Below are 24,824 nucleotides of genomic sequence, written 5' to 3'. Positions count from 1 at the left end.
CGCCGAGTGTGACCAATGACCTGGGCCCCCGTGAAAATGGTCTGGCCCGAGCAGGCCACCCAATGGCTGGGCGATCTGGCTAACGCCCAAGGGCTGGCCGGTCTGGAGCTGACCACCACGGGCGAACGGGTGGCCGCGCTGGCTTCGCTTGCCACCACGTCTCCCGGGCCAGTCGGCGCCGCTGCCATGCAAGCGGTCGCAGCCGGCCGCGCAGCACTGGCCGGTGCCTTGGGCGAGCCGCCGCTGTGTCTGGTGGTGACACCGTTTCAAAGCGGTGTAGGGCAGGGCGTCGGTTATCAGCGCTACCTGTCAGCTCCTAACCTGCTGCAGCACATGGCGACCAAGCTTGAGGACAGCAGCGACGACAAGCGACCGGGAGATTCGCAATATGCCCTGGTGCTGATGTTCCTGGGCACCCGTTACGACCAGCTTGCAAGCACCCTGGAAACCTTCAATACCTTGTTGCCAATGAAGGATCTGCAGCGGGCCGAGCGGCGCGCCCAGCAGCTTTTCGATCTGGACGCGGACAAGTGGGAGCTGCCGACCGCCGGTATGTTGCCGCTGTGGGACAAATTACCGCTGGACCGCTGCACCATCACCAAGGTGGCGGGCCAAGCCATGTCCGGCCAATTGGCTGCACTGGAGAGCTACGCCGACAGCACGCCACTGGGCGACCTGACGGCGCTGGCCAGCCGGAAGGCCGAACAGACGCAATCGCTGACTCAGTCGCTGACCGACCTCAAGGCCCAACTGGCCGACAGCTCTGAAAGCAGCACCATCAAGGCTCGGCTGATCGGACCGGGCAATGCCGCCGAATTGAGTCGGCAGCTGCTCGAGGGCGATTCACCTGGTCATGAATGGCCATTGTGTGCAGGTGTGATGCTGGTCGCGTCCCTGCCCGGGCTGGGCTTTGTTCGGGAGTTGATCGGTCTATGACACTTCTGCTCGATGGCCAACAAGTACGCGGGAAAGGCATCAAGGTCACGGCGAACCTGCGGATCGAATCGGATGATCTGTCCGGACAGACGAGCAGCACCGAGAAAGCGCACATGGGGTTCAAACCCAAGACGCTGACAGTGGCCCTGATGATTCCTTACGTCGACGAGTCGCAGCTGCGCTCATTGATGAGCCTGGCCGAAGCGACCGAAGCCGGCGGCCAGCTCAAAACCTATCGGGTCGTCAGTGACACTGCAGCGGCGTTTGGTATTCGTCAGGTGACTTTTGCCGAGGGCGTGAGCGCCCGTGAAGACGACACTCTGAGCGCATGGCGGATCCAGTTCACCCTGAGCGAAAAGCTTTCCAATCCTGAGCGGGTAGAAAGTCGTAGAGCAGCAAAATCCGTCAACCAGCAAGGCGGCACTGGTGAGTCAGTTGGCGGTACCGGTACCGGCGCCGGCAGCGGCGGCACGGGTAGCGAATTGACTGGCTTCGAAGCGGTATTGAAGCGCGTCGACGATTACCTGGGGAGCGGATCATGAGCATGAAGCTCAACAAAGTGCTGACCATTGGCGGGACGGTCTATCCCCTGGTGAAAGACGATGTGCGGCTTGAGATCCGCAACCCGGGGCGCGCGCTGCTAACGATCCAGTCATCAGTCGTTGTGTCCGGTCTGGTCACGCTCGACATCGGCTACAACGACAGCACGTTGCAGCGTCACTTCATTGGCTACGTCGAACGCTGCACACCGTCGAACGCCCTCGAGCAGGTCGTTTTCGCGCGCGAGCTGGCCTCAATCCTGGCAGCGCCGCTGCCCATGAACTTGAGACATGTGGATCTGCGTACCGTACTGGGCGAGATCAGCCAGAAAACCGGGCTCAGGTTTCTAGTACCAGACCAGGCCTACGCCAAAGTAAAAGCACCGTTCTTCTACAGCCTGGCCGCTGGGTTCCAGGCCATGGACAGCTTGGCGAAGGTGTTCAGCATTCCGGACTTCATCTGGCAACAACAGGGCGATGGCCAGGTGTTCGTAGGCAGTTGGACGGACAGCTTTTTTGGAGCGCGCGCCGCACTGCAGCTGCCCACCGAACTATTCGACGATTACCAGGGCAATCAGAGCGCTGTAGTGGCAGCTCTGCCCGGGCTGCGCCCTGGTGCAACCATCAACAACGGTGAACGGATCACGAAAGTGAGTCTGGCCGGCAACCAAATGGCGATCCAATGGAAGAAGTAATTCGTCGCAGTGTGGAGCGCCAGTTCCCGGAACTGACCGGGGGCTATCACCTGCCGCGCTTTGGCCGCGTCGTCGGTATCGCCGATGCGCCGGCAGGTGCAGGCCTATGCGACGACTTTCGTCCGCGCTTTGCGGTTGATGTCGAGGTTCTGGGCCCCAACGGCGAGCCGGACACCGACCTGCCGATTCTGGCAGGCGTGCCGCTGCCCATGCCCATGGGCGGGGATGAGATGGGGTTTTTCGCGTTCCCGGCCGAAGGCACCACCGTCGTGGTCAGTTTCGCCTACGGCATACCCAGCAAACCCTTCATCCAAACGATCCTGCCGCACGGCCTGAGCCTGCCCAAGGTGCCCAAAGGTGACCAGGTGTGGCAGCACAGCGAAGCCGCACAGCAGCGGGTGGACGCCGATGGCAACTGGCTGCGCCAGACCGACGGGGCCATTAAGGATGATTCGATTGATCGCGAGATCCGCAGCCTAAACAACGCAGAGAAGCACCAAACCAGCAGCGTCGAGATCGACAACCACTCCACGGAAACAGTGGGTGGGATCAAGAAGATCGAGGCGCTGGGCGCACTCAAGTTGTTGTCGGCCGGATCCAGCAGCCTCGCCGCCATCGATGACCTACATCTGGCCACCGGCCGCGACAAGAACGTGGCCGTAGGCCGAGATTCCAACAGCGCGGTCGGGGGAGATCTGCTCGAGCGCGTCAAAGGCGCTCGTCGCAGCATCGCCAGCCAAACATGGCTTGGTTCCGATGGCGTGAACGTGCTGCAGGTGCTGTGCGATCTGATTGACCTGGTCATCCAGACCAACACCGACCTGACGGGCCATACGCACGGCCCAAGCCCGGTGCCAACCAATGCGGCCAGTTTCGCCGCACACGCCGGTACCGGCGCACTACTTTTCGGGCAACTAAAGCCCATCACGGGAGCATGATTTGGAACTGAAGAATTTTTACGCTGCAGACAACGAAGGCAACGTGCTCCCGGGTGCGACTTGCTATGTGTACCAGCGCGGTACCGAGAACCTGGTACAGGGCCTGCTCAAGCCCAATGGCTATGGCTTGATGAATCCCTTCTCCGCCGGCGTCGACGGCTTGATCCAGTTCGCCGCCGCGAACGGCCTGTATGACGTGCGTGTGGTCGGCCCGAATCGGGATTCCCGGTTGCCTATCCAGTTCAACGACGTGAACGACGACCTGGCAGCGGCTCGAGCAGCGGCTACCCGGTCGGAGACGGCCAGCGACGTGGCTCAACAATCCGCCGGCATGTATGGCAATACAGCGCTCGGCCTGCTCAAAACCGTCAGCGGGCAGTATTTCAGCGTGCCCAGCGAAAACAGCGATGAATTCTCGATTCTTTATAAGAACGAGGGCGGCGTTGCGGTCGAAACCAAGATTTATCCCGCTGCAGGCGCCGTCACCAGTGCGCTGGCCAGCCTTGAGAAAATCGAGAGTAGCGCGCTGTTCAAGGAAGATTTCGAGGACACCACCGAGTTCGAGACGGGTTTCTTCGACGAAAACAACGCGGTGATCCTGGGCTTTACCAAGAGCGGCCAGGTCGTTGCCGGCGGCGTCAATATCAGCAAGCTGGATGCGCGATCGACCAACTCGACTGAGTTCGAGCACACCGAGCTGGTGGCTGGGTTTGTCGGGGCAAATGGCGGTCCATCACCGCTGGGCTTTGATGAGAAGGGCGACACGCACATTGGTGGCGTGGAGTTCGAGACGCGCGATCTGAACGAACGCACGGGTGGGGTGGTGATGCCTATCACCGACGCCCAAGGCAACCTGGTGTTTGGTTTCGAGCGTAGAACCGGCAAGGCGCTGCTCAATCTGGGGGAACAGCACATCACAGCGGTATCAACTTATGTTGACGTGGCTCCGAAAGTTGAAGCGCTGAAAGTTAAGTTGGTCGGCTCCAACTTGGTGACTGGTGGTCAGGTCTTTCCCTTGACTGATATCAGCGTCGATGCCGCGACAATGGTCAACGCGACGGCTAATGCCTATCCGCTAAAGTTCGTTGCCTACACAACGCACCCGCCGCAGAAGTTTTTCGACATTGATGCGGCCGACTGGTTGGGTTATTCGAGCGTCGTTGTAACGTCCGTGAAAAAAGTATCTGATAGTTCGGTTCTGGTCATCGGCCGGGACGTTACCTTTAGCGAGAACGGCAAAGTTGTTCTGATGCGTCCAGGTACAGACACACCAGCGAACATTGCATACGTTGGCAAAATGGAACGTTACGACCTGATCGCTTATAGCCTGGTCACCAACGGCTTAGTCGTGCGCAAAGGTGTCGAGCGTCGAGTTTCCGCACAAGAAGATATGTATCGGGGCAAGGCGCAGCTGGGTGACATCCCGTTATATAACGTCTATGTAAACGGCGGCGCGATTCGCGAGATCATCAAGTTGTGGAACTGGCGCGGTGTTCGCAACAAGAACGCCAACGCCGAACAGTCCGCGCTTTACCTGGAGAACCGCAGACGCTTGTCGCGCTTTCACAACAAGCTGAACAAGGGCAACGGGGTGATCGTTACAGCTTACGGTGACAGCAACACCTCACTGGGCGGTGGCCACTCCAGTGCAGCCGATTATCTGCCCAACCGTAGCGGCGTAGACACAACACCGTTCCAAGGTCCGTTCATGCTGTCAGATCAGGAAGCCGACTTCCGGGCGGCCTATCTGAACCAAGTGGGCAAGGTCGTCGTCAATGGCGAAACACGTTACAAAGCCGGTCCAAACTGGCAAGTGATCGATACAATCTGCGACTACCACGGCTATACGTTTGTTGCGGATAAAATTCCCGGCTTAAATGAAGTTGTATATCTGAATCAGGGTATTTCGTCCTCTACTTCGTCCGCTGTCGGCGTATATAATGGGCTCTACCCAGACAGGTTAGCAGCAATGATTAATCCATCTGGCTACCGAACTCCAGACTTGATGTTGCTGGCGTTTGGCATGAATGACGGAACCGTCGAAACTTACGTTTCTAACTTGTCTCAAATCATTCAAGCGGCACGCACTGCTGGGATCGATGTTTTCCTAATCGGTCCGCACTGGACTAACAGTAACGGTATTCGCTTCACCGAGGCTGAATGGCATTTGATCCACCGTCGATTGTGCGAAGTTGCCGAGTTCCATGATGTTGCTTATTTGCCCAGTGAGCTTTATTACGCTGGAGACGCCCGGGGTTATCTTGGGATCAGTGATTATTCGCTGACACGTAGCAACTGGATCAACCACCCTGCGCCATATGAATACCGTATGAACGGTGTTGCAATCGCCCAATATTTTAAATAAAGGATCCCTCAATGTTTTTTGGAACTGGCATTCAACTCAAGGGCATTACTTTCGATAACCCGGCACTGCCGAACCTGTCGAACTATCAAGACACTATCGCCAATCATCCGAACTGTATCGGTGCCTGGAGATTCGACAAGCCCGAGCTGCTCACTATCGACGCCTTTGGTGACCTGCAGCGGATCGAGAGCTGGAAGGTCGGTGGCAATGCCCTGGTGCGCACGGCTGGGACAGCGGCACGCATTCAGGCTAGCTCACTGACTGGCGGCAACGTGGCCGTGTTCGGTGCTGCAGGCGAATACACATTGCAGACGGATCTACTCAATCTGGCGGCCAGTTACACGCTCGCAGCGGTGTTCAAACCAGACTCTTTCGCCTTGCCCAACAGCGTGGTCGGCACCCTGGCTGGAGCTGATGTCACCAAGACGGGCGCGATCCTGAGCCGTAACGGTACAAGTGCCACTCCGGCGATCGCTTTCTACGAGGGCAGCAAGACGCACTATGCCAACGTGCCTGATGCTTCCATCATGGTCGCCGGGATTGCGCGCCATAACGCCCAGAACATGATCGACGGGGCGACGGCACTGATGGGCAAGGAGACGATCGCGGCGTCCATCAATGATGCCACTGCGGCGATCCCGCTCAAGATCGGTAGCGCCACGACGTATCCGTTCCTGGGACAGATGGACTTCATTGCCGCGTTCAACATCGATGTGGCCACTGACGCGAAGCTGATGGCCAACCTGCTGAACTACATGAAGCTCCGGGCACGCATCACCAAATAACGCTGCCTTCGATCAAAACCTACAGCCCGCCATGTGCGGGCTTTTCTTCGAGTTAGCTTATTTTGTTCTTGAAATTATGATTGAGTATCGTAGATCTGAACAATGGCGTTTATCGCGCACTCCAATAAGGTCGCATCTGTAAGCGGTTATTTCCTGTTACCCATTCTTCTTCGGTATTTTATCTAAGGCGGCCATTAGGAGCTCTTGAACATTTATCGGGTAAGTGTCTTGGAGGCTTCCACTGTCCTGTCGGCCAAAAATTCGTGATGCAACATCGGACTTAATCTTAGATTGGTCTTCGGGAGACATTGTGGCGATATACGAGCTTATCGCTTTTAGGTCTAAAGACGTGCGCCTGTTTGAATGCTCCTGATGCCGATGCTTAGCGGACTCACGCGCAAGGTAAGCGGCAGGAACCGACAATGCGATAGCTATTACAATTCTTGCCACCATTTGCTTCCAGTCGAATTCACCGCTCACTGATTCAAAAAGTGCCGTGAGCAGTGCTATGCCGGTAAGTGCCATGCATGTTAATGAGCACCATCTCATAATGTCTGCGGCTTTTTTCTCTGAGTCGGCAGTATTGGCATAGTCGATGAGCAGGACTTTTGCGGAGGCCTCGCCGTGGAGTAGGTTTAGTTTCGCTGTGGTGTCGTCCGTATATTTGCTTGCTTTTTCAAGTTCTGCACTTATACGTCCTGACATCTCGCCGAGATCGGCCTTCAGTTCCTCATACCCGGATGATAACACTGAAAGATCTTTTATTATTTTTTCTTGACTGATCAGGCTTGATGTTTTTATTTCTTGAACGAGGGCTTTGCTACTTAATATTTCTCTCCTGTATATCTCAAGGTCTGCATCGAAACTTCTCTTGGTAGACTCTATTTTCTCTTCATCTGTACGTTTACGCTCCTCCTCCATCAACGGCTTATCGAGCCTTACTGACATAATTATCTGGTCTGAAAGCCTTACAAGATTATTAGAGATATTCGCGTGATCTTGATTTTTTGGTGCGGGTAAGGACAAACCCTCAGCTATATTATAGGCATGCCCTGCAGCACTCTTGGCAAAACCAAGTGCGGTCTCTATTTGGTCTGGAACGTTTGCTGTTCTACGGAGTATGTATCGGTCTCGATTCTTGATGAACTCTCCAATACTATTACTGATCTCATCTGATAGGGGCTCTGCTTCGTTATCGCTCGTTAACATATCAACGAGCGTTGTTATGGAGTCTAACGTCTCATTACACAAGGCTAGTAGTGGTTCGTAATTCATACATTTATTCCCTATAAGTAAAGCGCCTAAACGTCAGAAGCTACTGTTCTTGTGACTTGAATAAGAGGTGGGGCCGTCGCTTGGAGATTCTAAATTCCGCTTAAAATGGGCTGTCACAATTTTTTCTTCCAGTTTGCTCCAAGCTTCTCGGCAATTTAACAGAAAAATAATCCGAACACGCGATCACCATGTCTCCTATCGGGGGAGTGCGAGCTGTTCTACGCATTGAGGTATCTGATGGCAGTTATACAGGAACTCGTCCATGTGCAGCTGTGACTTTGTACCTGCTTCGCGTTCCCGATCAGAAAAACCGGTTCGGCAAAGAAAAACGACTGAAAAAAGCACTTATCCCCCTCCCGCCGACGGGCTTTGTGTGATTTTTTTGTGCAAATTTCAATGTCGTGCAAACAAGGCTGCAGGCCAGGCTGGCTGGGGGGCTCCGAGGGCGATCGGCTTTTTCATTTTGTGAGAGGTTTTGCAAAGAAATGAAGCGCGGTTGCACAGGGGCGTTGTCATCGAGCTGTGGCCACTGAAAGTCGAAGTGCCAGGATTCATTGGGCGAAAAACTGAAAACCCAGCGAGGTGGGGTGTTTTCAATTTCGGCGCCGTTTATTTAAGCGGCGTTCTTGCCGCGTTCCCTGCCTTTCCCAGATCCCCTACAGACCAGAACTGGTGCGGCTTTCAGCTGATTCCGTGCTTTTCACGCGGCTACGTTCGATCTTCACCAGGAACAGCGATGGCAATCCACAAATGAAGGTTCGGAAAAACGGTTTTTAAATGAGATTGGCTCTCAAGTATAGGGGGGTGCTTACCGAAAGAGCGATATCAGCTATATGGGGTGTCGATCGGCTCTGAAGGCCCCGGTTTTTCTGGGCTCTGCGTATTACATGGCAAAGTAATATGAAGCGATATGAAAGGTAATATTTCCGGCAAACCCCCGGATTCATTGGGTTTTAAGGAATGGAAATATAGCTTTATAGAAAGGTAATAATATCGCTCTTGTATCGCCTAAATATCGCCTTTTCTCCAATTGGCTGAAAGCCTTGATCTCCAAGGTCTGTAGCGAATTTTTGGAGGGTGATATTACTAATATTACCTTTTTTTTAGACCCCCTCGAATTTTAGAAATCCGGTCTCTGGCGGGCGGCTGGCCGAGATCCGGCGTCTTTGCCTGTGCGTTCGTTCAGATTGAATTTAGCTTCGTTACAAGCCACTCACATGATTGCGCCATCGACAGGGCGTCCTCCAAGCTGACATCGACGCCACCGTTGCCATGGCTACTTACGACGCCATTACGAAGTTGTTGAAGCCGCCTGAAGGTGGAGGAGGTCAGGTTATCTACCAGGCCCCGTCTCTCAAGCTCCATGAACTTAAATATCAGAAGCGTATATGCACGCTCCCCGATCCTCAGTCCGTGGCGGCGAACGGCCTCGTCTACCGCGGCCTCGACTTTTCTCCAGGCAAGGATCATTGCGATGACTGGCGACTCCTCAGCAGTCCGTACAACATCCGAAGACGGGACCGGGGGAGGTTGAATGGGGGCGTTAGGCCCTGATGACGTTGTGGTGAGATCTTCTTCAACAGCTTTGAGCTGCTCTGAGAGATCGATGTGAAGCTCGCCGTATCTGAAAGTCCGAATTTTCGGAATGGCTCTCAAGATCGGTCCCTTCAGTAGGAAGACGATCCCGAGGATTGCACCTGGCCAGGCTAACGATGAAACCAGCGACGATAAAAACTGCAACCAATCCATATGCCGGTATCTTCCAGAATGCTGGTTTTGTTTAATGCTCCCCAATACGGCCCTCAAAGGATCGCAGTATCAGGTGAGCCGCACTGTAGGTCTTGAATTCATTGGAGCGTGTGAAGGGAATCGAACCCTCTTATCAGCTTGGGAAACCCACACCGTGGTGTGGACCGCCCTACACCAAGCTACGCCTTACGCTTTGAAGCTGATTTTTTTCGCGCAGGCGCATCGCTCGTGGAACCGGCACCAAGAATGTCATCAAATATACTTTCTTGAGATGTTTCATTCGCTACAACAGTTTTGCACTCTTGGATAGCTGCGTACGTGTCGAGCTCAAATATTTTCAAAGCCATCTGGAAGGGAGCCAGCCCAAATTCCTCAAGAACCTGGCGCAATGAAACTTTGTCAGTTTTCAGGGTGCCGCTGCCTGGATACGACTTCGCTAAGAGAGCTCCCATCTGGAACGGACTCGCCTTCGTAAACATGGTGACTGACGTGCGCAGTATAATTGTGCCAATTTCGTCATGTATTTCGTTTTTATACTGAGTCGTTGGCCCCCAAGAAACCAAGCCGCCTGTATGAAAACCAGCTTCAACCCCAGATTCCAAATTTACTAAGTAGTCGAATAAGCGTTGCTCGTCCGAATCGTTTAAGACCTCACAAAGCTCATCGTAAGGCTCGGTAACTACATTCAAATAGTAATCTTTTGCATACCTAGGCTGGTCTATAATCTTCAAAAAATTCAGGACCGACTGCCACTTCCTGAATTCTTTTGCTGCGGCCAGATAAAAAGTCTGAGCTCGAGCATCAGTCAACTCCTGGACAAATGCCGCGGCATGATAATCCAGTATGCTTTTGTGCAAGAACGTAGTTAAATCCAAGCCTTCCTCAATTAAAAGACACGCTACTTTTACGATATCTTTGCGAAAATCTTCAATTTCGCAACTGCAGTCTTTAGCTAGTTTCAACGCGCCGTCAAATGCTTTGTTAAACTGGCTCGGTCTAAGAGATCGCCCGCCGCCTGTCTGAACAACCATAAAGCAAAATGCGTCAAATAACTGTCTTAGACGACGCTCAGCCAGGCCGCTATAGTGCTGCCTATTAAACCCTGCTTTGAGTTTGTCATGCTTGGTAAATACAATTCCAAACAGCTTATCAAAAAATTCAGAAAGGCTAAGCGGAATTTCCTTTTCTGTTTGATAGACGACGATAACTAAAGTAAGCATCAATGGTGTAGAGATGATACCTTTGATATTCGTTGGGCACGCATTCAACGCGTCAACTACATCCGTGCGCTTTGCCGCAGAGGGTATCAGCTTTTTAACAAAAGGATCATAGTCACGCGGCTGTAGTGGTACTAGGCGTAGAATTTTAAAGCCAACAAGATTTTGAATGTGGCTTTGAGGTCTGCTTGAAATAACAATCTTCAGTTCAGGAAAACGTGTCTGAATAGTGTCAATCTCGATAATTATATCTGAAACGCATTCTTCCGGTACTTCATCGAATCCGTCGAGAAGTAAAACTATTTTTCCAGAAGACGCAAGGTAGGAAAATGTTTCTTCTCCCCCAGTTATCCCTACAGTTTTCAAAAAATTGAAAATGCTATCTTGCAGATTGCGTTTGGTGGATATGTTACGGAGTTCCAAAAGAAACGGAATTTTTGTAATCCCTGTAGCTGGTAGCAATGAGCAGGCAAGATATCTCATAAAAATGGATTTACCCTGACCGACTATACCTTCTACAACGAGATTTCCTTCGGAGAGGTCCTCGATAGATTCGATAACCTTCGCTTCTTCATCGATTAAAACTTTTGACGGAAAATAAAACTTATTTAGAGAGACTTCGTCTTCTGCGGACCAGATGGTCTTGACTTTGTCAATTTTCGATAGGGTAGTCGCAAGTTTCTTCGTTCCAGCGGCCGTACTCATTTTGCTCAGAGCCTGCTCGACTTGGCCTTTCGCACCCGAATACAGGTCCTTGAAGGCAGGAGCAAGCAGTCGGGAGAGCATCGTGATGGACATAACTGTCGCGGACATACCATTTCCTTATAGTGTAAGTCGAGCGCTCACGGCGAGCGGGGTGCCGCTGGAAGAAACACAATGCTTGTTACGTGTCGTGTTACGTAAAGCACAAAAACAAAGGGCCTGCATCGCTGCAAGCCCTTGTTTTATATGGTGCCGGCACCAGGAGTCGAACCCGGGACCTACTGATTACAAGTCAGTTGCTCTACCAACTGAGCTATACCGGCGTGATGGGCGCTGATTATAGGGATTTGGTTTCTTGAGTAAAGCCTTAATTTCAGTTTTTTTAGGTCTTTATGCCAATTCGCGCTGATGCTTATTCACAAGCGGCGCAAAGGCCCTACAACGGGCAGTGTCATTTGTGGAACAGTTCTCATTAGTTCGCAAGCTACTGAATTGCTGGAATTTAATTGTCTGTACAAAAAATGACCAATTGACGAAATGGCCAGCAAGCTACGTATTCCTTGCGGCTGTAAATATTTCGTCAACAGAGTTATCCACAGGACGGGCGGTTGAAGTGGTCACTCTCGCTCAGCGAGGATCATCAGATTACGTGGGGTGGTTTGGCTGTCGCAGAAGGTGCCGATGCGCATGACGTAGCCGCGAGCCTTAAGGTAGAGGGCGCGGTCGAGGATGAGCCAGAGTTCGAGTGGGCGGCGGAAGAGGTTGCGCACCAGCTCCAGGTTGCGGACTTCGGCGAGGCGTTGCCAGCCAGCGGCTTCCAATGCTGACCAGTTTCGTTCGCCGGTCAGCGATATGTCCTTCAGCGCTGCGAGATCGCGGATGTACTCGGCGAAGGGTTTTTTCAGCCAGGCGACGGGCAGCGATGGCGTGGGCAGGTATTGGTCGACACCGCTCAGCTCTCTTTGCAGCAGGTCGAAGGCCAGACGGCGAGCCATGGATGTGTCGCGCTGGCGGCGCACGCGTGCGCCTGCGGTGACGGTTTCGCTGAGGGGCAGGCCGAGGTCCTCGATGGACAGCTGCAGCGCTGAGGCTTGGCCCTCCGCCGACAGTGCTTGATAGGCGTCGGCGGCGATGCGGTTGTAGCAGCAGGGCGCGATAGCGATGTGCTGGCAGTTGGCGTCGCTTGCCAGTTGCATGAGTCGCACGTGCAGATCCCCGCAGGCGTGCAGGGCGACGGGTGTGTGCCCGGCATGCAGGCGCGAGGCGGCGTCGGCGGCCATCACGTCTTGAGTGATGTGTTCGGCGACGATGTTCAGGCGTGCGCTGAGATGATGGCCCGCTTCGACCAGCTTTGGGTCGTGCTCAAGACAGGTCAGCGCCTGACCATTCTGGGCCAGGCGGCGACCGAGATGACCTTTGCCCGAGCACCAGTCGAGCCAGTGTTCGGGCGTTTTCCGAAAATCCAGGGCGCTGGCGAAGGCTTCAATTTGCTGCCACTTTCGTCCGGGAACATCGACTGCCGTGCGCGATGACACAGGTCGCAGTTCCATCGCTGGCAGCGGGCCCACGGCGCTGAGTTCGGCGGATTGGGCGGCGATCCCGGCGAAAGGCGCAGGGGCGTTAAGGTGCTCAGGATGGTTATGCGCCCGTTCGGCATCAGCCAATGTCCGACTGCGAAGCCAATCGGCCAGCTTAGGGTGCTGGGCTTCCCACGACAGTTGCCGATGGGTGAACGGTTTGGGGCGCCACAGGGTTTGGTGATCGAGCAGAAAGCGATTCAGCGCCTCGAAGCGGGCGCGCAGGTCGGTGGTTTGCAGGATCGGGACAGGGGTCATGAGCTGAGGCGCGGGAGGTGGTGCGTCAGGGTAAGCGTCGGTGGGTTTGGGAGCAATCGCAGCCTTCGGCAGCTCCTACCGAAAGGATGTGTTCAGCATTATGTGCGGCGCCTGTTTGGGCCTCTTCGCGGACGAGTCCGCTCCCACGGGATTGTGCCCCACCACAAACTCAGCAGCGGTAAATCTGTCACTCTTGAGGGGCTGCCGGGGCCAGTGCCAGCGGTCATCGGACCTTCTTACCGCCCCTGACACTGATCCACGCGAAGTATTTTCTCCAGCAGTTTGAACCCCTGCACCAGAGCAAACGACATCAGCAGATAGAACAACCCGGCGGCGAAGAAGATTTCGACCGGCAGATAGGTGCGGGCGATGATCGTGCGGGCCATGCCGGTGAGTTCGAGCAGGGTCACGGTGCTCGCCAGGGCGCTGGCCTTGAGCATCAGGATGACTTCGTTGCTGTAGGCGGGCAGGCCGATGCGGGCGGCGCGGGGCAGAACAATGTAGATCAGGGCCTTGGCCTTGGACATGCCCAGCGCGCGTGCGGCTTCGACTTCGCCCACCGGAACGGCCTGAATCGCGCCGCGCAGGATCTCGGCGATGTAGGCGGCGGTGTGCAGCGTCATGGTCAGCGCCGCGCAGAAGAACGGATCACGCAGATAGGGCCACAGTGGGCCTTGTCGCACCGCATCGAACTGCGCAAACCCGTAATAGACGAGGAAAAGCTGCACCAGCAGCGGCGTGCCGCGAAAGAAGAAGATGTAGGCGTAAGGCGCGGTGCGCACGTACGGGTTGCGCGATGCACGAGCGATGCCCAGCGGGATGGCCAGCAACAAGCCGGCGATGACCGCTACGGCGACCAGCTCCAATGTGAGCGTCGCGCCTTGAGCCAGTTTCGGCAGCCATTTGATGATCACGTCCCAGTTCACGAGGCGCTCCTTGCAAAGCCACGGGCGGCGCGTTGTTCGAGAAAGTGCATGCCGGTCATCGCTACAACTGTCAGGCCCAAATACATCAGGGCTGCCACCATATAGAAGGTGAATGGCTGCTTGGTTGATGTCACCGCGATCTGCGAATGGCGCATGATTTCTTCCAGACCGATGACCGACACCAAGGCCGTGTCTTTCATCAGGATCATGAACAGGTTGCCTAGGCCGGGCAGGGCGATGCGCCACATCTGCGGCATGATCAGCTTGATGAAGATGCGCGAGCGGGACATGCCGAGCGCCAACCCTGCTTCACGATGCCCTTTGGGGATCGACAGAATCGCGCCGCGAAACACTTCGGTCGCATAAGCGCCAAAGCACAAGCCCAAGGCAATGACGCCTGCCGAGAACGCGCTGAGTTCCAGGCCAGGCATGCTCAAGGCTTCGCCGATCGCGCGCATGGCGTTGACGGTGCCGAAGTAAATCAACAACACCCACAGCAACTCGGGAATGCCGCGCACCAGCGTCGAATAGGCGCCGCCGAGCCATTTGAGCGCTCGATACGGCGAAGTTTTTGCCAGGGCGCCGAGGAGGCCGAGGACCAACCCCAGGCACAGCGCCGAGAGCGCAAGTTGGACAGTCATCAGCACGCCAGCGGCAAGCGCGGGGCCGAATCCGTAAAGATCAAAATTCATGGCAGGCTTGTTTCAAGGACGAGCGCTGCTGCGCCTCTCTATAGAGAGCGGCACAACAGGGCGTGTCGGACGGATCAGAGAATGCTGAACGGGAAATACTTGTCGTTGATTTTCTTGTAGGTGCCGTCTTCGATGATTTCTTTCAGCGCCAGGTTCAGCTTCGTGCGCAGGGTGTCGCCTTTTCGCACAGCGATACCAATCTTGTCGTCGTTGTAAACCGGGTTGCCCTTGAACTCGTACGCTTGGCCCGCCGGGCTTTTCAGCCATTCGTAGCTGACGTATTTGTCTGAAAGGATGGCGTCAAGTCGGCCAGAGGTCAGGTCCAGGTAAGCGTTTTCTTGGGTGTCGTACAGCTTGACCGTGACATCGCTGCCCCAGTTGTCGTCCAGCCAGGTGCCTGACAAGGTTGCGCGTTGGGCGCCGATGGTCTTGCCGTTCAGGGACGCTTTCAGCTCATCGACCGTGTTGCCCTTGATGTCGGTGCTTTTCGGCGCGATGAACTGCAGTTTGTTCGAGTAGTACGGTTCGGTGAAATCCACGGCGGCTTTGCGCTCGTCGGAGATCGACATCGAGGAGACGATGAAGTCGAACTTCTTGGCGTTCAGGGCGGGGATGATGCCGTCCCAATCGGAGGTGACGATTTCGCACTCGGTCTTCATCTTGGCGCACAGGGCCTGCCCGATTTCGACGTCAAAGCCCACAACTTGGCCGCTGGCGTCCTTGTTGTTGAACGGGGGATAGGCAGCCTCGACACCCATTTTCAGGGTCTCGGCAGCAAAAGCGCTGGAGGTCAGTGCCAGCGTGGTGGCTGCGGCCAGCAAAAGTTTTCTGAAGATCTGCATGGTGTTGCTCCGTTAACGATTGCTGGACATAAATTGTTTGCAGCGCGCCGACTGCGGGTCTTCAAAGACCTGCTGCGGCGATCCTTGTTCCTCGATCAAACCCTGATGCAGAAACACCACTTCGCTCGACACCTGCCGCGCGAAGCTCATTTCGTGGGTCACCAGCAACATCGTTCTGCCTTCTTCGGCCAGCGCGCGGATTACGGCGAGGACTTCCTGCACCATTTCCGGATCGAGGGCCGAGGTGGGCTCGTCAAACAAAATGACTTTAGGCTGCATCGCCAGCGTGCGGGCGATGGCGGCGCGCTGTTGCTGTCCGCCGGACAACTGTGCCGGATAGACGTGACGTTTGTCACCGATTCCGACCTTGGCCAGCAGCGCTTCAGCCACCTCAATGGCCTCGGCCTTGCTCTGACCCAGCACCCGGCGGGGCGCTTCGATGATGTTATCGAGCACGCTCATGTGTGGCCACAGGTTGAAATTCTGAAAGACAAAGCCGATTTCGCTGCGCAGGCGGTTGATCTGCTTGTTGTCGGAGGCGATCAATTCGCCGTTGCGCGCAGGCTTGAGTTTCAACTCTTCGCCGGCTACCAGAATCTGACCCTGGTGAGGATTTTCCAACAGGTTGATGCAGCGCAATAGCGTCGATTTGCCAGAGCCGGACGAGCCCAGGATCGAAATCACATCGCCGTCCCGCGCGGTCAGCGAAATGCCCTTAAGCACTTCGAGGTCGCCGTAGCGCTTGTGCAGGTTGCGGATTTCCAGCGCGGGCTTGGCCTCAGCCATGTTCGGTCCTCACAGTTGTGTTCCTGCCATCGGCTTCAAGCTACCCAGAGCACTCAATGGGTGCGATCTGACCAGGCGGTCTGCGCAAAAAAGGCGCGATGTTGCCACCTTTGGCCTGCCAATTAAAGCCTGATATGGCCTATCTGGCCTTAGCGAGACATAGCTCGTGCATTTAAATAGGGCGCGTTGACAGCTGATGTGTATTTTCGGTGCGCTCAAACGTCGTTGAGATGAGGTGGTCGGTAACAATTCCTACAAAGCTGGCGGAATGCCATAGCAATCAATAGGTTGTGAAACTGCCTTGGGACGGGCATTTCCGAGAGCGACGTCGCTTCTGAAATATTTTGGCGTACTTCTTGCGTAAAAAATAAGTAACAGAGCCGTAAGGATATTTTTACGAATGTCCTCACTGCGTCTCGATCCGTTCGAAAAGTCCTCCAAAGGTTGTTCTTATGAGCAGTAGTAGTTCTTCGAATCTTGAGCAGGGGCTCAAACCGCGCCACATCACCATGCTCTCCATTGCCGGTGTGATCGGCGCAGGTCTGTTTGTGGGTTCTGGGCATGCCATTGCCGAAGCGGGCCCAGCCGTGCTACTGGCCTACGGCGCGGCCGGTACGCTCGTAGTGCTGGTAATGCGCATGCTGGCGGAAATGGCCGTGGCGTCGCCCGACACCGGTTCGTTTTCGACGTACGCCGACCGCGCCATCGGACACTGGGCGGGTTTCACCATCGGTTGGTTGTATTGGTGGTTCTGGGTACTGGTCATTCCGCTCGAAGCCAACGCCGCCGCAACGATCTTGCACGCGTGGTTCCCGAACGTCGCCATCTGGGCCTTCACGCTGGTAATCACGCTGCTGCTGACGGCGACCAACCTGTTCAGCGTGAAAAACTACGGTGAGTTCGAGTTCTGGTTCGCGCTGATCAAGGTGCTGGCGATTCTCGGATTCGTCGTGCTGGGCGTTTTGGCGATTTTCGGTCTGCTGCCGAACACCCAGGTCAGCGGCGTCAGCCATCTGTATGACACTCAGGGCTTCATGCCCAACGGTATCGGCGCTGTGTTGGCGGCGATGCTGACCACCATGTTTTCGTTCATGGGTACCGAGATCGTTACCATTGCGGCGGCCGAGTCGAAAAACCCTGGCCAGCAAATCACCAAGGCCACCAACTCGGTGATCTGGCGAATTTGCCTGTTCTACCTAGTGTCGATTTTCATTGTCGTGGCGCTGGTGCCTTGGAATGACAGCCGTCTGGCCGACGTCGGCTCGTACCAGACCGTGCTCGACCTGATGGGCATTCCGAACGCTAAGTTGATCGTTGATCTGGTGGTACTGGTCGCTGTGACCAGTTGCCTGAACTCGGCGCTCTACACCGCTTCGCGCATGATGTTCTCCCTCGGCAAGCGCGGCGATGCCCCCGCCTTGTCGCAACGCACCAGCAAAGCCGGCACGCCTGTCTGGGCTGTGCTGCTGTCGACTGCCGCCGCCTTCGTAGCAGTGTTCGCCAACTACGTTGCACCCGCTGCCGTGTTCGACTTCCTGCTCGCCAGCTCTGGCGCGATTGCGCTGCTGGTGTATCTGGTGATCGCGGTGTCGCAGCTTCGTATGCGTCAAAAACGCCAGGCTGCCGGTGAGAAGATCGCCTTCAGCATGTGGCTGTTCCCCGGCCTGACCTACGCCGTCATCGTCTTCATCGTTGGCGTGCTAGCCATCATGCTGGTGCAGGAAGCTCACCGCATGGAAATCATCGCTACCGGATTGCTCAGCGTGCTGGTGATTGCGGCAGGGCTGATTGTGTCGAACCGACGCAAGAACGCGCGGGCGGGGAAGGTCGTGCTCAGTTGATGTGAGTGTTGAGCTGTTGTGGCTAACAAAATACGGCCGCGATCATCAGTGATTGCGGCCGTTTTGTTAAGGATTTTCCAAGGGTGGCGGGATAAATCCCTCATCCCTGAGCGCCTTGATGACGCCGCGAATCAAAAAGTTGTTGGAGAACCCAATGGTGTATTGCCTGCCATTTTCTGTCAGCGGGAGAAGCATTCCCTGGCCTACAAGCTTTTTGATTAGATAAGTGCGTTGAGGGCTTTTTAGCTCTGGCAAGATGCTGTTCAAGTCTGAGGACTTCAAAATCCTGGACCTGACTGCCAAGGTCAGCACGAGCTCTTCGGTTCCCGTAATCCATTGGCGCTGGCGAGCGAAGGTGATCGCCGGGGTAAGGATGGAGGCAGTCAGATAGGCGTACTTCGTCAGAAGATCGACCTTCTTAAGTTCGTCTCGAATGCCTTCAAGAACATAAGTGCACCATGCCTCAAGTCCTGACTTGGTGCCCGTGTCCGCAGTTGTCAGCATTGCGTAATAGCGGTCACGGTCATTGCAAAAAACGGCGGTTGGATTCAGGACCCGCCCACCCGTATTCACGTTGAATCCATATTTCATCAGCAACGCGTAGGTCATTAGCCGGACGACGCGGCCGTTGCCGTTCCCAAATGGGTGGATCCACCCAAATCTGTGATGAGCCAGCGCCACTTTCATAAGATCATATTTTGGAGAGTCAGCCCTGTTCACGAACTCGACCAAGTCTTTCATGTATCCGGGAACGTGCAAAAATTCGGGTGGCAGGTGTTCTGATTGAGAAATCCGGACCTGTATCTGTCTGTATGCCCCTGGAGTTTTATCCCCCTCACGCTCCAGCCCCTGGACCGTAATAGCATGAAGTTCTCTAACAAAATGCTCTGTCAGCGGCGAGCCAGGAGTTATAGAGTCCTCAATGTAATCCATAGCCTTTTCGATATTTGCCACCTCGCGCAGCTGATCCGTTTCTTCAGTTTTGCCTTCTGCTTTGCTATCGATGTAGTCCGCCAAGGTGGTGTGATTTCCTTCGATCCTTGCCGATCCTAGGCTTTCAAGCGTATGAAAGATTGACTTGAGCTGGAAAAACACCGGGGCTGGTGTATCCCCTTCAAGCCTAAGTCTGCGCAGATGCTCCAGTTCGCCCAAGACGTCCACCAAATCTGAATCAAAGGTGGGGTTCAGTAGCTCCAGATCATGATGAGCAAAGTCAGGCATGGGAAAATTATCTCGAAAGAAGAAATACATTATCTATAAAAACCTGCCTCAAAGGCCCGTTTCTAAAAGGCCCTCATAAGGCCCCGATAAACGTTATCTCAAATCACTGCTTGAGCTAAGTGTAATTTTGGAAAAGGTATGTGGAAAATCGACAGCAATCGGCAGCGTAGTGGAGGTCAGCGCATCCGCCCCAACACCGACCGCCCCAACACCTGATGCTGCACTACCGCCAGCACATGCAACGCCACCAACCCTGCCAACACCGCGCACAATACGTGATGCACTTCGTGCAGCGTGCTCAGCGCCGTGGCTGAATGAATTAGCTGTGGCAGTTGGATAAGACCGAGCATCGTCACCGGGTGAGTCATCATCAGCACGCCGGTGATCAGCACGCCGGTAACGGTCAGGTAGATCGCCAGGTGTGCCCAATGGGCGAGGTGCTCTTGCAGGGTTTGGGGCGATGGCTTCGAATTCACCCTCAGGGCCAACCACGCGCGCCACAGAAAGACGGGAATGAACACGCTGGTGAGTTGTGGATTGAAGGACTCGACCCACGCACGGAAGCTATCGTCGGGTACCAGTAGCGCAACGCCGAACCCGCTGAACGTCGCCCACAGGATCACGGCGGCGGATAGCCAGTGCAGATAGATGCGGGGTTTGGAGTAAGGCGGGGAAAGCTCGGTCAACGTGCGGGCCTTGTTGAGAAGAGATGTCATTCTCGTTAAGGCCGGCACGCTAACCGCGTAGTGGCACTTTGTAAATTAAATTCGGCGTTACGGGTGTGGCTGAACCGGGCGGCTGGTGCGAGCGTTTTTCTTTTCGAGAATTTGCGACGCCTGGTTGTAGTCGGCCTGGAATGCCTGACTGCTGATCCACTCGATGGCAGTGTCTTCGTCTTCGTTGTGCTCGATGGCGCGGTAAGTGATGAGCAGGCCCATCATGAAGTCGGTAGCGGGTTCTTCCTCTTCTTCGGCGATGACCAGTTCTAACACCGGGTATTGCAGGAACACCACGCAGAGCGCGAGCTGGCTGATGGCTTCTGCGTTTTTCATGGCTTCAAACAGGTCGTCGAAGTCGGCGGGGTCAAAGCCGTTTTCTACGATATCTTTGAAATCGAACGTACTCAGGTCGATCTCCACGTCATCAAAAGGCTCGTTGACGAACGGATTGCCGAGCACCGGGTGGATAACGCTGGTCCCGGCTTTGCCCATGCGATTCTGCTTGGCTTTGACTTTCGCCCGCTTGGCACGTTTCTGTTGTTTGTCAGGGGAGGCCATTCAGATGATTTCCTTGTGCGGGCGAGTAGGGCGCTGATGCGGTGGTATTGAAGCGCAGACCTTGCCGATAGCCAAGAGGGAAGGGGCATTGAAATCGCGCCCAATAAAAAACCCCTGAATCTTTCGATGCAGGGGTTTTTCGGTATTTATGGTGCCCAGAGACGGAATCGAACCGCCGACACGGGGATTTTCAATCCCCTGCTCTACCGACTGAGCTATCTGGGCAACGGGGCGCATTAGACGTGTTTTTCAGGGGGTCGTCAAGCGTGTTTCTAAAAAAATTTGAATTATTACCGTCGCTTACGACCCGCGCTGCTCAAAACCCTTTTATTCCGCGGGCGGAACATACCCTTCAGCCTTGGCGTATTCCTCGCCCGACAGGAACTTGTCCATCTCGGTCTGGAGGAATTTCCGGTCTTCGGCGTTCATCATGTTCAGACGGCGCTCGTTGATCAGCAGGGTCTGGTGTTTCTGCCAGTCGCCCCAGGCTTTTTGCGAAACGTGATTGAAGATGTCTTCGCCTTTGGCGCCCGGATAGGGCGCGCGTTCCAGGCCTGGCAGTTCTTCTTTGTATTTGCGGCACATTACGATGCGGGTCATGAGGACTCTCCTGCATTCAAGACGTCGGCTGCGTTTTTCAGCAGCTTCTTCACCGGGGCAGCAAGGCCCAGGCGCGGCGGGGTGGCGAGGTTATACCAGAGCCAGTCGTCCTCGGCCACGTGGTGGGCCGACTCCTGGACCTGCACCAGCCAGGGTTCGATGGTCAGCTGGAAATGGCTGAACGTGTGCACCAGACCGGGCAGGGCGTGATGCTTGCCTAGCTCCAGAGCGTGTTGCGACGCCAGATGCTGCATGTCGTCGAAATCGTCCAGTTCCGGCAGGCTCCACAAACCGCCCCATAACCCGGTGGATGGGCGGCGATAAAGCAGGATCGCGCCGTCGCGGTTGGCAAAAATCGGCATCAGCGTGCGCTTTTGCGGGACGGCCTTGCGTGGCTTGGGGATCGGATAACGAGTTTCCAGGCCCAGCATGTGGGCCTCGCAGCCGCGCTCAAGCGGGCAAAGCAAACAGCTGGGCTTGGTGCGCGTACACAGCGTGGCGCCCAGATCCATCATCGCCTGGGTGTAATTGTTTACGCGCTGATGCGGCGTGAAACGCTCGGCAGTGGCCCATAGCTGTTTGGCGACCTTGGGCTCGCCCGGATAGCCTTCTTGCGCCGTGAAGCGCGCCAGAACGCGCTTGACGTTGCCATCCAGAATCGGCGCGCGCAGGCCCATGCTGATGCTGGCGATGGCGCCTGCGGTGGACAGGCCTATGCCCGGCAGCAGGATCAGCTTTTCCACGTCACGCGGGAACTCGCCATCGTGATCGGCAACCACGATCTTTGCTGCCTTATGCAGGTTACGGGCGCGGGTGTAGTAACCCAGGCCTGTCCACAGGTGCAGTACCTCATCTTCCGGCGCCTCGGCCAGCGCTTCTACGCTGGGCAGTGCCTCCATGAAGCGGTCGAAGTAATTGAGCACGGTGCTGACTTGAGTCTGTTGCAGCATGATTTCCGAGACCCACACTCGATACGGCGTGATGTCGTGTTGCCAAGGCAGATCGTGACGGCCGTGACGGTCATACCACTCCAGCACGGCGCTGGAGAATTGTTCGGCTTGCATGCGGCTTCCGGGTTGACTGAAAGGGTTGTGGCGTTTCGAGATGCCTGATCCTGGCGCGCAACCGTGGGAGCGGACCTGTCCGCGAAGGCGATCATTCGGCCGATGCAGATGTATCGACTGAACAGACCTCTTCGCGGACAGGTCCGCTCACACAATTGTCACAGCAGCCGTTGGTTATCTTTTGAACAATCCCTTGATCGCGTCCTTGAGCTCCGGGCTGACTTTGTCGCCCAGCTTCTCATCAATCTTGTCGCCAATCCGGTCGCCCGCGAGTTGAGCGGCGACTTTGCCCATGCCTTCATTGTCCAGGCGGCAAGCCTTGGCGCCCAATTCCAGTGGACCACGGCACTGCACCGGCCATTCGATGCCGACGAAGCGTGGGTTCACCTCGCACGCCGGATCGGGCATTTCGCTCTTATCGCCTTCGATAATGATGCCGACGCGGTAATTCATACCCAGCACGCGCAGGTCGATATCGCCGTCGCCATTGATGGTCAGACCGGGGGTGCGCACTTTCAGATCCGGGTTGCTGGCGACACCATTACGGAACACCAGATTGCCGTTCAACTGCTGGAAGGGCGTGTCCTTACCGCGTGGTTCGCCGCTCAAAGATTTGCGGTTGAGCATGGCGATCCCTCGGCACAATTGCTGCTCCAGGTTGGCGTTGACCAGCACGCCGTTGTTCAGCGCAAAGCTGGCGGTGCCGTTGAGGCTGTCGATCAGTGCTTTTTCGCTGTTGCCTTTGCCGCTCAGATCGCTGTTGAGGGTGAGCAAACCACGCAGCGGCGGGGTTTCGCCTTGCGCCTGAATGAAGCGCTCCACCGGCACCTTGGCAATCCGCGTTTGAACGCTGGCCAGCGGCACTTCCGGACGCACATCCAGATTGCCTTTGACGTCGAAATTGCCGTTGTAGAGGTCGCCGCGCAGGCTGTCGATCTTGACGATCCCGTCCAGTGCCGAAGTTTTCAGCGCCGCGTTCTGGATAAGGAGTTTCTGCACTGTCAGTTGCCCGAACGTCAGGTCTGCATCGACGTCCAGTTTGCGCATGCGCTCCAGAGGCAGCAGTTTGGCATCGCTCCAGGCGGCCTTGCTCGGTTGCTCCGGCAGCGGCGTAGTGCCTGCGCCAGCCAGTGCCTGGGCTTCGCCGCCTTCGACTTCAGCCTTGCGCGCGGCGCTGGCGCCCTTGCGCTCCTCACTCGCCGCCGGGCGATAGCGATCGGCATTGAACGTATCGGCCTTGAGCTGCACGCGCAGGGATTGTTTGGCGATGTCTTCGACGGCCACGCGACCAGTGATGGTGCTGTCGTCCAGTTTCAGCGTCAGGCCGTCAAGGGTAATGCTGGTCGGGTTGGCGGCAACGCGGGTAACGATTTCAAACTTGTTGAGACTGCCTTCGCCCAATGCCGGCGCTGGCTGACCGATATTTTCGAGAAATTCACGCAGATTGATCTGGGCAATCGATAGCGCGCCGCTCAGCTGCGGCGTCTTGTCCAGATCGCGGACATGCAGCTCGCCCAGCGCCCGAAGCTGATTGGCCGACAGCTTCATGCCAGTCCACTCGGCGACGTTAGCGGCCCGGTCCACAAGTAGATTGCCTTGGGCTGCGAAGGTAACGGTTTTGCCCTGCAGAGGATCGCCCGCCGCTTCTCCCGACAGACGCATGTCTTCAAACTGATAGCGCTGAAGAACGCGGTCAAAACGCAACTGGCCCGAAAGCTCGGTCTTGGTCCGGATAACCGGTTGATTGGTGCTGAGGAACGCTGTCAGCTTGACCGGAATATCGGTGGCTTCATGCACCGCGCCCGTGCTGATCTGGATGCTCTCGGCGGTGAATTGCCGGGCCTTGGGAATATCGTTGTATTCAACACGCGCGTTGTTGACGGTCAGGCTGTCGATGTCGAGCTTGACCGGCTGCGAAGGACGATCGGCTTTTACTGGTGCGGCTGAACCGTCGGCGGGAGGCGTCGCGGCATCGGTGGAAGCGGTGGCGGGCACCTTGCCGATGTCTTCCCAGTTGCCGTGGCCGTTGGCATCGCGGGTCAGCATCAGATTGAGGCCTTCGACGCGTACATCACTCATCTGCACTTCTTTGCGCAGCAGCGGCAACACGCGCACCGACAGGCCGAGCATCTGCAGATCGGCGAACGGTTTGGTCGGGTCGCTCAGGGTCGCGACGCTGGCGTCATGCAGCTCCAGCCCAAGCCAGGGGAACAGGCTCCAACCGATATCGCCATTGAGCGTCAGCTCCACATGGGCTTTATCGCGTGCCAGTTGTCGAATCTCGTCTTTATAGTCGTTGGGATCAAACAGATGGCTCAGGGCGAAACCAAGAGCCACGATGATCAGCAACAGCCCGAGAATAACCAATCCCAGGATTTTGCCGAACGCTTTCATGGGCGAGTCCTTGTTGTCGTGTCGTTCAAAAATTTAGCCCGCGAGTATAGCGGTGTCACGCAAGAGTAGTTCGCATCACGACTTATGTGCCAAATTTCCGGCATTTTCCTACGGCTCAACTAGCCGTAAGTAGCAAAGTGTCAGC

The 24,824-nt window shown here is 55.7% G+C and carries 21 protein-coding genes and 2 tRNA genes; 7 read left to right on the top strand and 16 right to left on the bottom strand.

Features of this window, described 5'->3' with window-relative positions; genetic code table 11:
- Positions 1-15: 15 nt before the first annotated feature.
- From ACWKV9_RS04945 to ACWKV9_RS04920, 6 genes are read left to right on the top strand one after another with little or no spacing between them, the layout of a single operon-like run.
- Positions 16-936 (top strand): hypothetical protein, encoded by a 921-nt coding sequence (locus ACWKV9_RS04945; RefSeq protein ID WP_483834972.1) that lies wholly within the window; start codon positions 16-18, stop codon positions 934-936.
- Positions 933-1,478, top strand: a complete 546-nt coding sequence (locus ACWKV9_RS04940; RefSeq protein WP_483834971.1) for a baseplate complex protein — start codon at positions 933-935, stop codon at positions 1,476-1,478. Before ACWKV9_RS04945 ends, ACWKV9_RS04940 begins: the two co-directional genes overlap by 4 nt.
- Positions 1,475-2,170, top strand: a complete 696-nt coding sequence (locus tag ACWKV9_RS04935; protein WP_483834970.1) for a hypothetical protein — start codon at positions 1,475-1,477, stop codon at positions 2,168-2,170. Before ACWKV9_RS04940 ends, ACWKV9_RS04935 begins: the two co-directional genes overlap by 4 nt.
- The gene (locus ACWKV9_RS04930) at positions 2,158-3,108 is read left to right on the top strand and encodes a hypothetical protein (RefSeq protein ID WP_483834969.1); all 951 of its coding nucleotides are present in this window, start codon (positions 2,158-2,160) and stop codon (positions 3,106-3,108) included. Before ACWKV9_RS04935 ends, ACWKV9_RS04930 begins: the two co-directional genes overlap by 13 nt.
- 1 nt (position 3,109) lies before the next feature.
- Positions 3,110-5,473: an SGNH/GDSL hydrolase family protein gene (locus ACWKV9_RS04925; RefSeq protein WP_483834968.1), complete on the top strand. Its 2,364-nt coding sequence runs from the start codon at positions 3,110-3,112 to the stop codon at positions 5,471-5,473.
- A gap of 11 nt (positions 5,474-5,484) precedes the next feature.
- Positions 5,485-6,258, top strand: a complete 774-nt coding sequence (locus tag ACWKV9_RS04920; protein ID WP_483834967.1) for a hypothetical protein — start codon at positions 5,485-5,487, stop codon at positions 6,256-6,258.
- A gap of 156 nt (positions 6,259-6,414) precedes the next feature.
- Here the strand turns inward: ACWKV9_RS04920 and ACWKV9_RS04915 are convergent, their stop codons facing one another.
- The 9 genes from ACWKV9_RS04915 to ACWKV9_RS04875 all read right to left on the bottom strand — a co-directional run bounded on the left by ACWKV9_RS04915 (position 6,415) and on the right by ACWKV9_RS04875 (position 16,282).
- Complete coding sequence (locus ACWKV9_RS04915; protein ID WP_483834966.1) at positions 6,415-7,533, bottom strand: hypothetical protein; 1,119 nt, start codon at positions 7,531-7,533, stop codon at positions 6,415-6,417.
- A gap of 1,182 nt (positions 7,534-8,715) precedes the next feature.
- Positions 8,716-9,282 (bottom strand): hypothetical protein, encoded by a 567-nt coding sequence (locus ACWKV9_RS04910; RefSeq protein WP_483834965.1) that lies wholly within the window; start codon positions 9,280-9,282, stop codon positions 8,716-8,718.
- A 179-nt stretch (positions 9,283-9,461) separates the two neighbouring features.
- Positions 9,462-11,312 (bottom strand): NACHT domain-containing protein, encoded by a 1,851-nt coding sequence (locus ACWKV9_RS04905; protein ID WP_483834964.1) that lies wholly within the window; start codon positions 11,310-11,312, stop codon positions 9,462-9,464.
- 136 nt (positions 11,313-11,448) lie between these two features.
- Positions 11,449-11,524, bottom strand: a tRNA-Thr gene (locus tag ACWKV9_RS04900).
- A 294-nt stretch (positions 11,525-11,818) separates the two neighbouring features.
- The gene (locus ACWKV9_RS04895) at positions 11,819-13,036 is read right to left on the bottom strand and encodes a methyltransferase (protein ID WP_483834963.1); all 1,218 of its coding nucleotides are present in this window, start codon (positions 13,034-13,036) and stop codon (positions 11,819-11,821) included.
- A 236-nt stretch (positions 13,037-13,272) separates the two neighbouring features.
- The gene (locus tag ACWKV9_RS04890; protein ID WP_483834962.1) at positions 13,273-13,962 is read right to left on the bottom strand and encodes an ABC transporter permease; all 690 of its coding nucleotides are present in this window, start codon (positions 13,960-13,962) and stop codon (positions 13,273-13,275) included.
- Positions 13,959-14,654: an ABC transporter permease gene (locus tag ACWKV9_RS04885; protein WP_483834961.1), complete on the bottom strand. Its 696-nt coding sequence runs from the start codon at positions 14,652-14,654 to the stop codon at positions 13,959-13,961. The genes ACWKV9_RS04890 and ACWKV9_RS04885 overlap by 4 nt, the downstream gene beginning before the upstream one ends.
- Positions 14,655-14,728: 74 nt before the next feature.
- On the bottom strand, positions 14,729-15,496 hold the full coding sequence (locus ACWKV9_RS04880) for an ABC transporter substrate-binding protein (RefSeq protein WP_483834960.1): 768 nt from the start codon (positions 15,494-15,496) through the stop codon (positions 14,729-14,731).
- 12 nt (positions 15,497-15,508) lie between these two features.
- A complete protein-coding gene (locus tag ACWKV9_RS04875) occupies positions 15,509-16,282 on the bottom strand; it encodes an ABC transporter ATP-binding protein (RefSeq protein WP_483834959.1) in 774 nt (257 codons plus the stop codon).
- A gap of 452 nt (positions 16,283-16,734) precedes the next feature.
- Between ACWKV9_RS04875 and gabP the strand changes: the two genes are divergently transcribed.
- Complete coding sequence (gene gabP, locus ACWKV9_RS04870) at positions 16,735-18,123, top strand: GABA permease (protein WP_483834958.1); 1,389 nt, start codon at positions 16,735-16,737, stop codon at positions 18,121-18,123.
- Positions 18,124-18,189: 66 nt separating this feature from the next.
- Here gabP and ACWKV9_RS04865 read toward each other — a convergent pair whose 3' ends face one another.
- From ACWKV9_RS04865 to ACWKV9_RS04835, 7 genes are all read right to left on the bottom strand, one after another.
- Positions 18,190-19,344 (bottom strand): Fic family protein, encoded by a 1,155-nt coding sequence (locus ACWKV9_RS04865; protein WP_483835387.1) that lies wholly within the window; start codon positions 19,342-19,344, stop codon positions 18,190-18,192.
- A 176-nt stretch (positions 19,345-19,520) separates the two neighbouring features.
- On the bottom strand, positions 19,521-20,060 hold the full coding sequence (locus ACWKV9_RS04860; protein ID WP_483834957.1) for a cytochrome b: 540 nt from the start codon (positions 20,058-20,060) through the stop codon (positions 19,521-19,523).
- Positions 20,061-20,117: 57 nt separating this feature from the next.
- Positions 20,118-20,621 carry a hypothetical protein gene (locus tag ACWKV9_RS04855; protein ID WP_483834956.1) on the bottom strand — a complete coding sequence of 168 codons (504 nt, stop codon included), beginning with the start codon at positions 20,619-20,621 and terminating at the stop codon, positions 20,118-20,120.
- Positions 20,622-20,770: 149 nt separating this feature from the next.
- Positions 20,771-20,846 (bottom strand) — tRNA-Phe (locus tag ACWKV9_RS04850).
- Positions 20,847-20,948: 102 nt separating this feature from the next.
- Entirely contained in the window at positions 20,949-21,221 is a 273-nt protein-coding gene (locus ACWKV9_RS04845; protein WP_483834955.1) for an oxidative damage protection protein, read from the bottom strand.
- A complete protein-coding gene (gene mutY / locus ACWKV9_RS04840; protein ID WP_483834954.1) occupies positions 21,218-22,285 on the bottom strand; it encodes an A/G-specific adenine glycosylase in 1,068 nt (355 codons plus the stop codon). Before mutY ends, ACWKV9_RS04845 begins: the two co-directional genes overlap by 4 nt.
- Before the next feature lie 174 nt (positions 22,286-22,459).
- The gene (locus ACWKV9_RS04835; RefSeq protein WP_483834953.1) at positions 22,460-24,679 is read right to left on the bottom strand and encodes an AsmA family protein; all 2,220 of its coding nucleotides are present in this window, start codon (positions 24,677-24,679) and stop codon (positions 22,460-22,462) included.
- Positions 24,680-24,824 lie beyond the last annotated feature (145 nt).

This window comes from Pseudomonas corni (genome assembly GCF_057128765.1).
This window is presented reverse-complemented; position numbering and strand designations above follow the sequence as displayed.

Excerpts from the sequence above, each read along its gene's own strand:
- ACWKV9_RS04945 (WP_483834972.1), top strand. The coding sequence starts at position 16 with ATGACCTGGGCCCCCGTGAAAATGGTCTGGCCCGAGCAGGCCACCCAA.
- ACWKV9_RS04940 (WP_483834971.1), top strand. The coding sequence starts at position 933 with ATGACACTTCTGCTCGATGGCCAACAAGTACGCGGGAAAGGCATCAAG.
- ACWKV9_RS04935 (WP_483834970.1), top strand. The coding sequence starts at position 1,475 with ATGAGCATGAAGCTCAACAAAGTGCTGACCATTGGCGGGACGGTCTAT.
- ACWKV9_RS04930 (WP_483834969.1), top strand. The coding sequence starts at position 2,158 with ATGGAAGAAGTAATTCGTCGCAGTGTGGAGCGCCAGTTCCCGGAACTG.
- ACWKV9_RS04920 (WP_483834967.1), top strand. The coding sequence starts at position 5,485 with ATGTTTTTTGGAACTGGCATTCAACTCAAGGGCATTACTTTCGATAAC.
- ACWKV9_RS04915 (WP_483834966.1), bottom strand. The coding sequence starts at position 7,533 with ATGAATTACGAACCACTACTAGCCTTGTGTAATGAGACGTTAGACTCC.
- ACWKV9_RS04910 (WP_483834965.1), bottom strand. The coding sequence starts at position 9,282 with ATGGATTGGTTGCAGTTTTTATCGTCGCTGGTTTCATCGTTAGCCTGG.
- ACWKV9_RS04905 (WP_483834964.1), bottom strand. The coding sequence starts at position 11,312 with ATGTCCGCGACAGTTATGTCCATCACGATGCTCTCCCGACTGCTTGCT.
- ACWKV9_RS04895 (WP_483834963.1), bottom strand. The coding sequence starts at position 13,036 with ATGACCCCTGTCCCGATCCTGCAAACCACCGACCTGCGCGCCCGCTTC.
- ACWKV9_RS04885 (WP_483834961.1), bottom strand. The coding sequence starts at position 14,654 with ATGAATTTTGATCTTTACGGATTCGGCCCCGCGCTTGCCGCTGGCGTG.
- ACWKV9_RS04880 (WP_483834960.1), bottom strand. The coding sequence starts at position 15,496 with ATGCAGATCTTCAGAAAACTTTTGCTGGCCGCAGCCACCACGCTGGCA.
- ACWKV9_RS04875 (WP_483834959.1), bottom strand. The coding sequence starts at position 16,282 with ATGGCTGAGGCCAAGCCCGCGCTGGAAATCCGCAACCTGCACAAGCGC.
- gabP (WP_483834958.1), top strand. The coding sequence starts at position 16,735 with ATGAGCAGTAGTAGTTCTTCGAATCTTGAGCAGGGGCTCAAACCGCGC.
- ACWKV9_RS04865 (WP_483835387.1), bottom strand. The coding sequence starts at position 19,344 with ATGCCTGACTTTGCTCATCATGATCTGGAGCTACTGAACCCCACCTTT.
- ACWKV9_RS04860 (WP_483834957.1), bottom strand. The coding sequence starts at position 20,060 with ATGACATCTCTTCTCAACAAGGCCCGCACGTTGACCGAGCTTTCCCCG.
- ACWKV9_RS04855 (WP_483834956.1), bottom strand. The coding sequence starts at position 20,621 with ATGGCCTCCCCTGACAAACAACAGAAACGTGCCAAGCGGGCGAAAGTC.
- ACWKV9_RS04845 (WP_483834955.1), bottom strand. The coding sequence starts at position 21,221 with ATGACCCGCATCGTAATGTGCCGCAAATACAAAGAAGAACTGCCAGGC.
- mutY (WP_483834954.1), bottom strand. The coding sequence starts at position 22,285 with ATGCAAGCCGAACAATTCTCCAGCGCCGTGCTGGAGTGGTATGACCGT.
- ACWKV9_RS04835 (WP_483834953.1), bottom strand. The coding sequence starts at position 24,679 with ATGAAAGCGTTCGGCAAAATCCTGGGATTGGTTATTCTCGGGCTGTTG.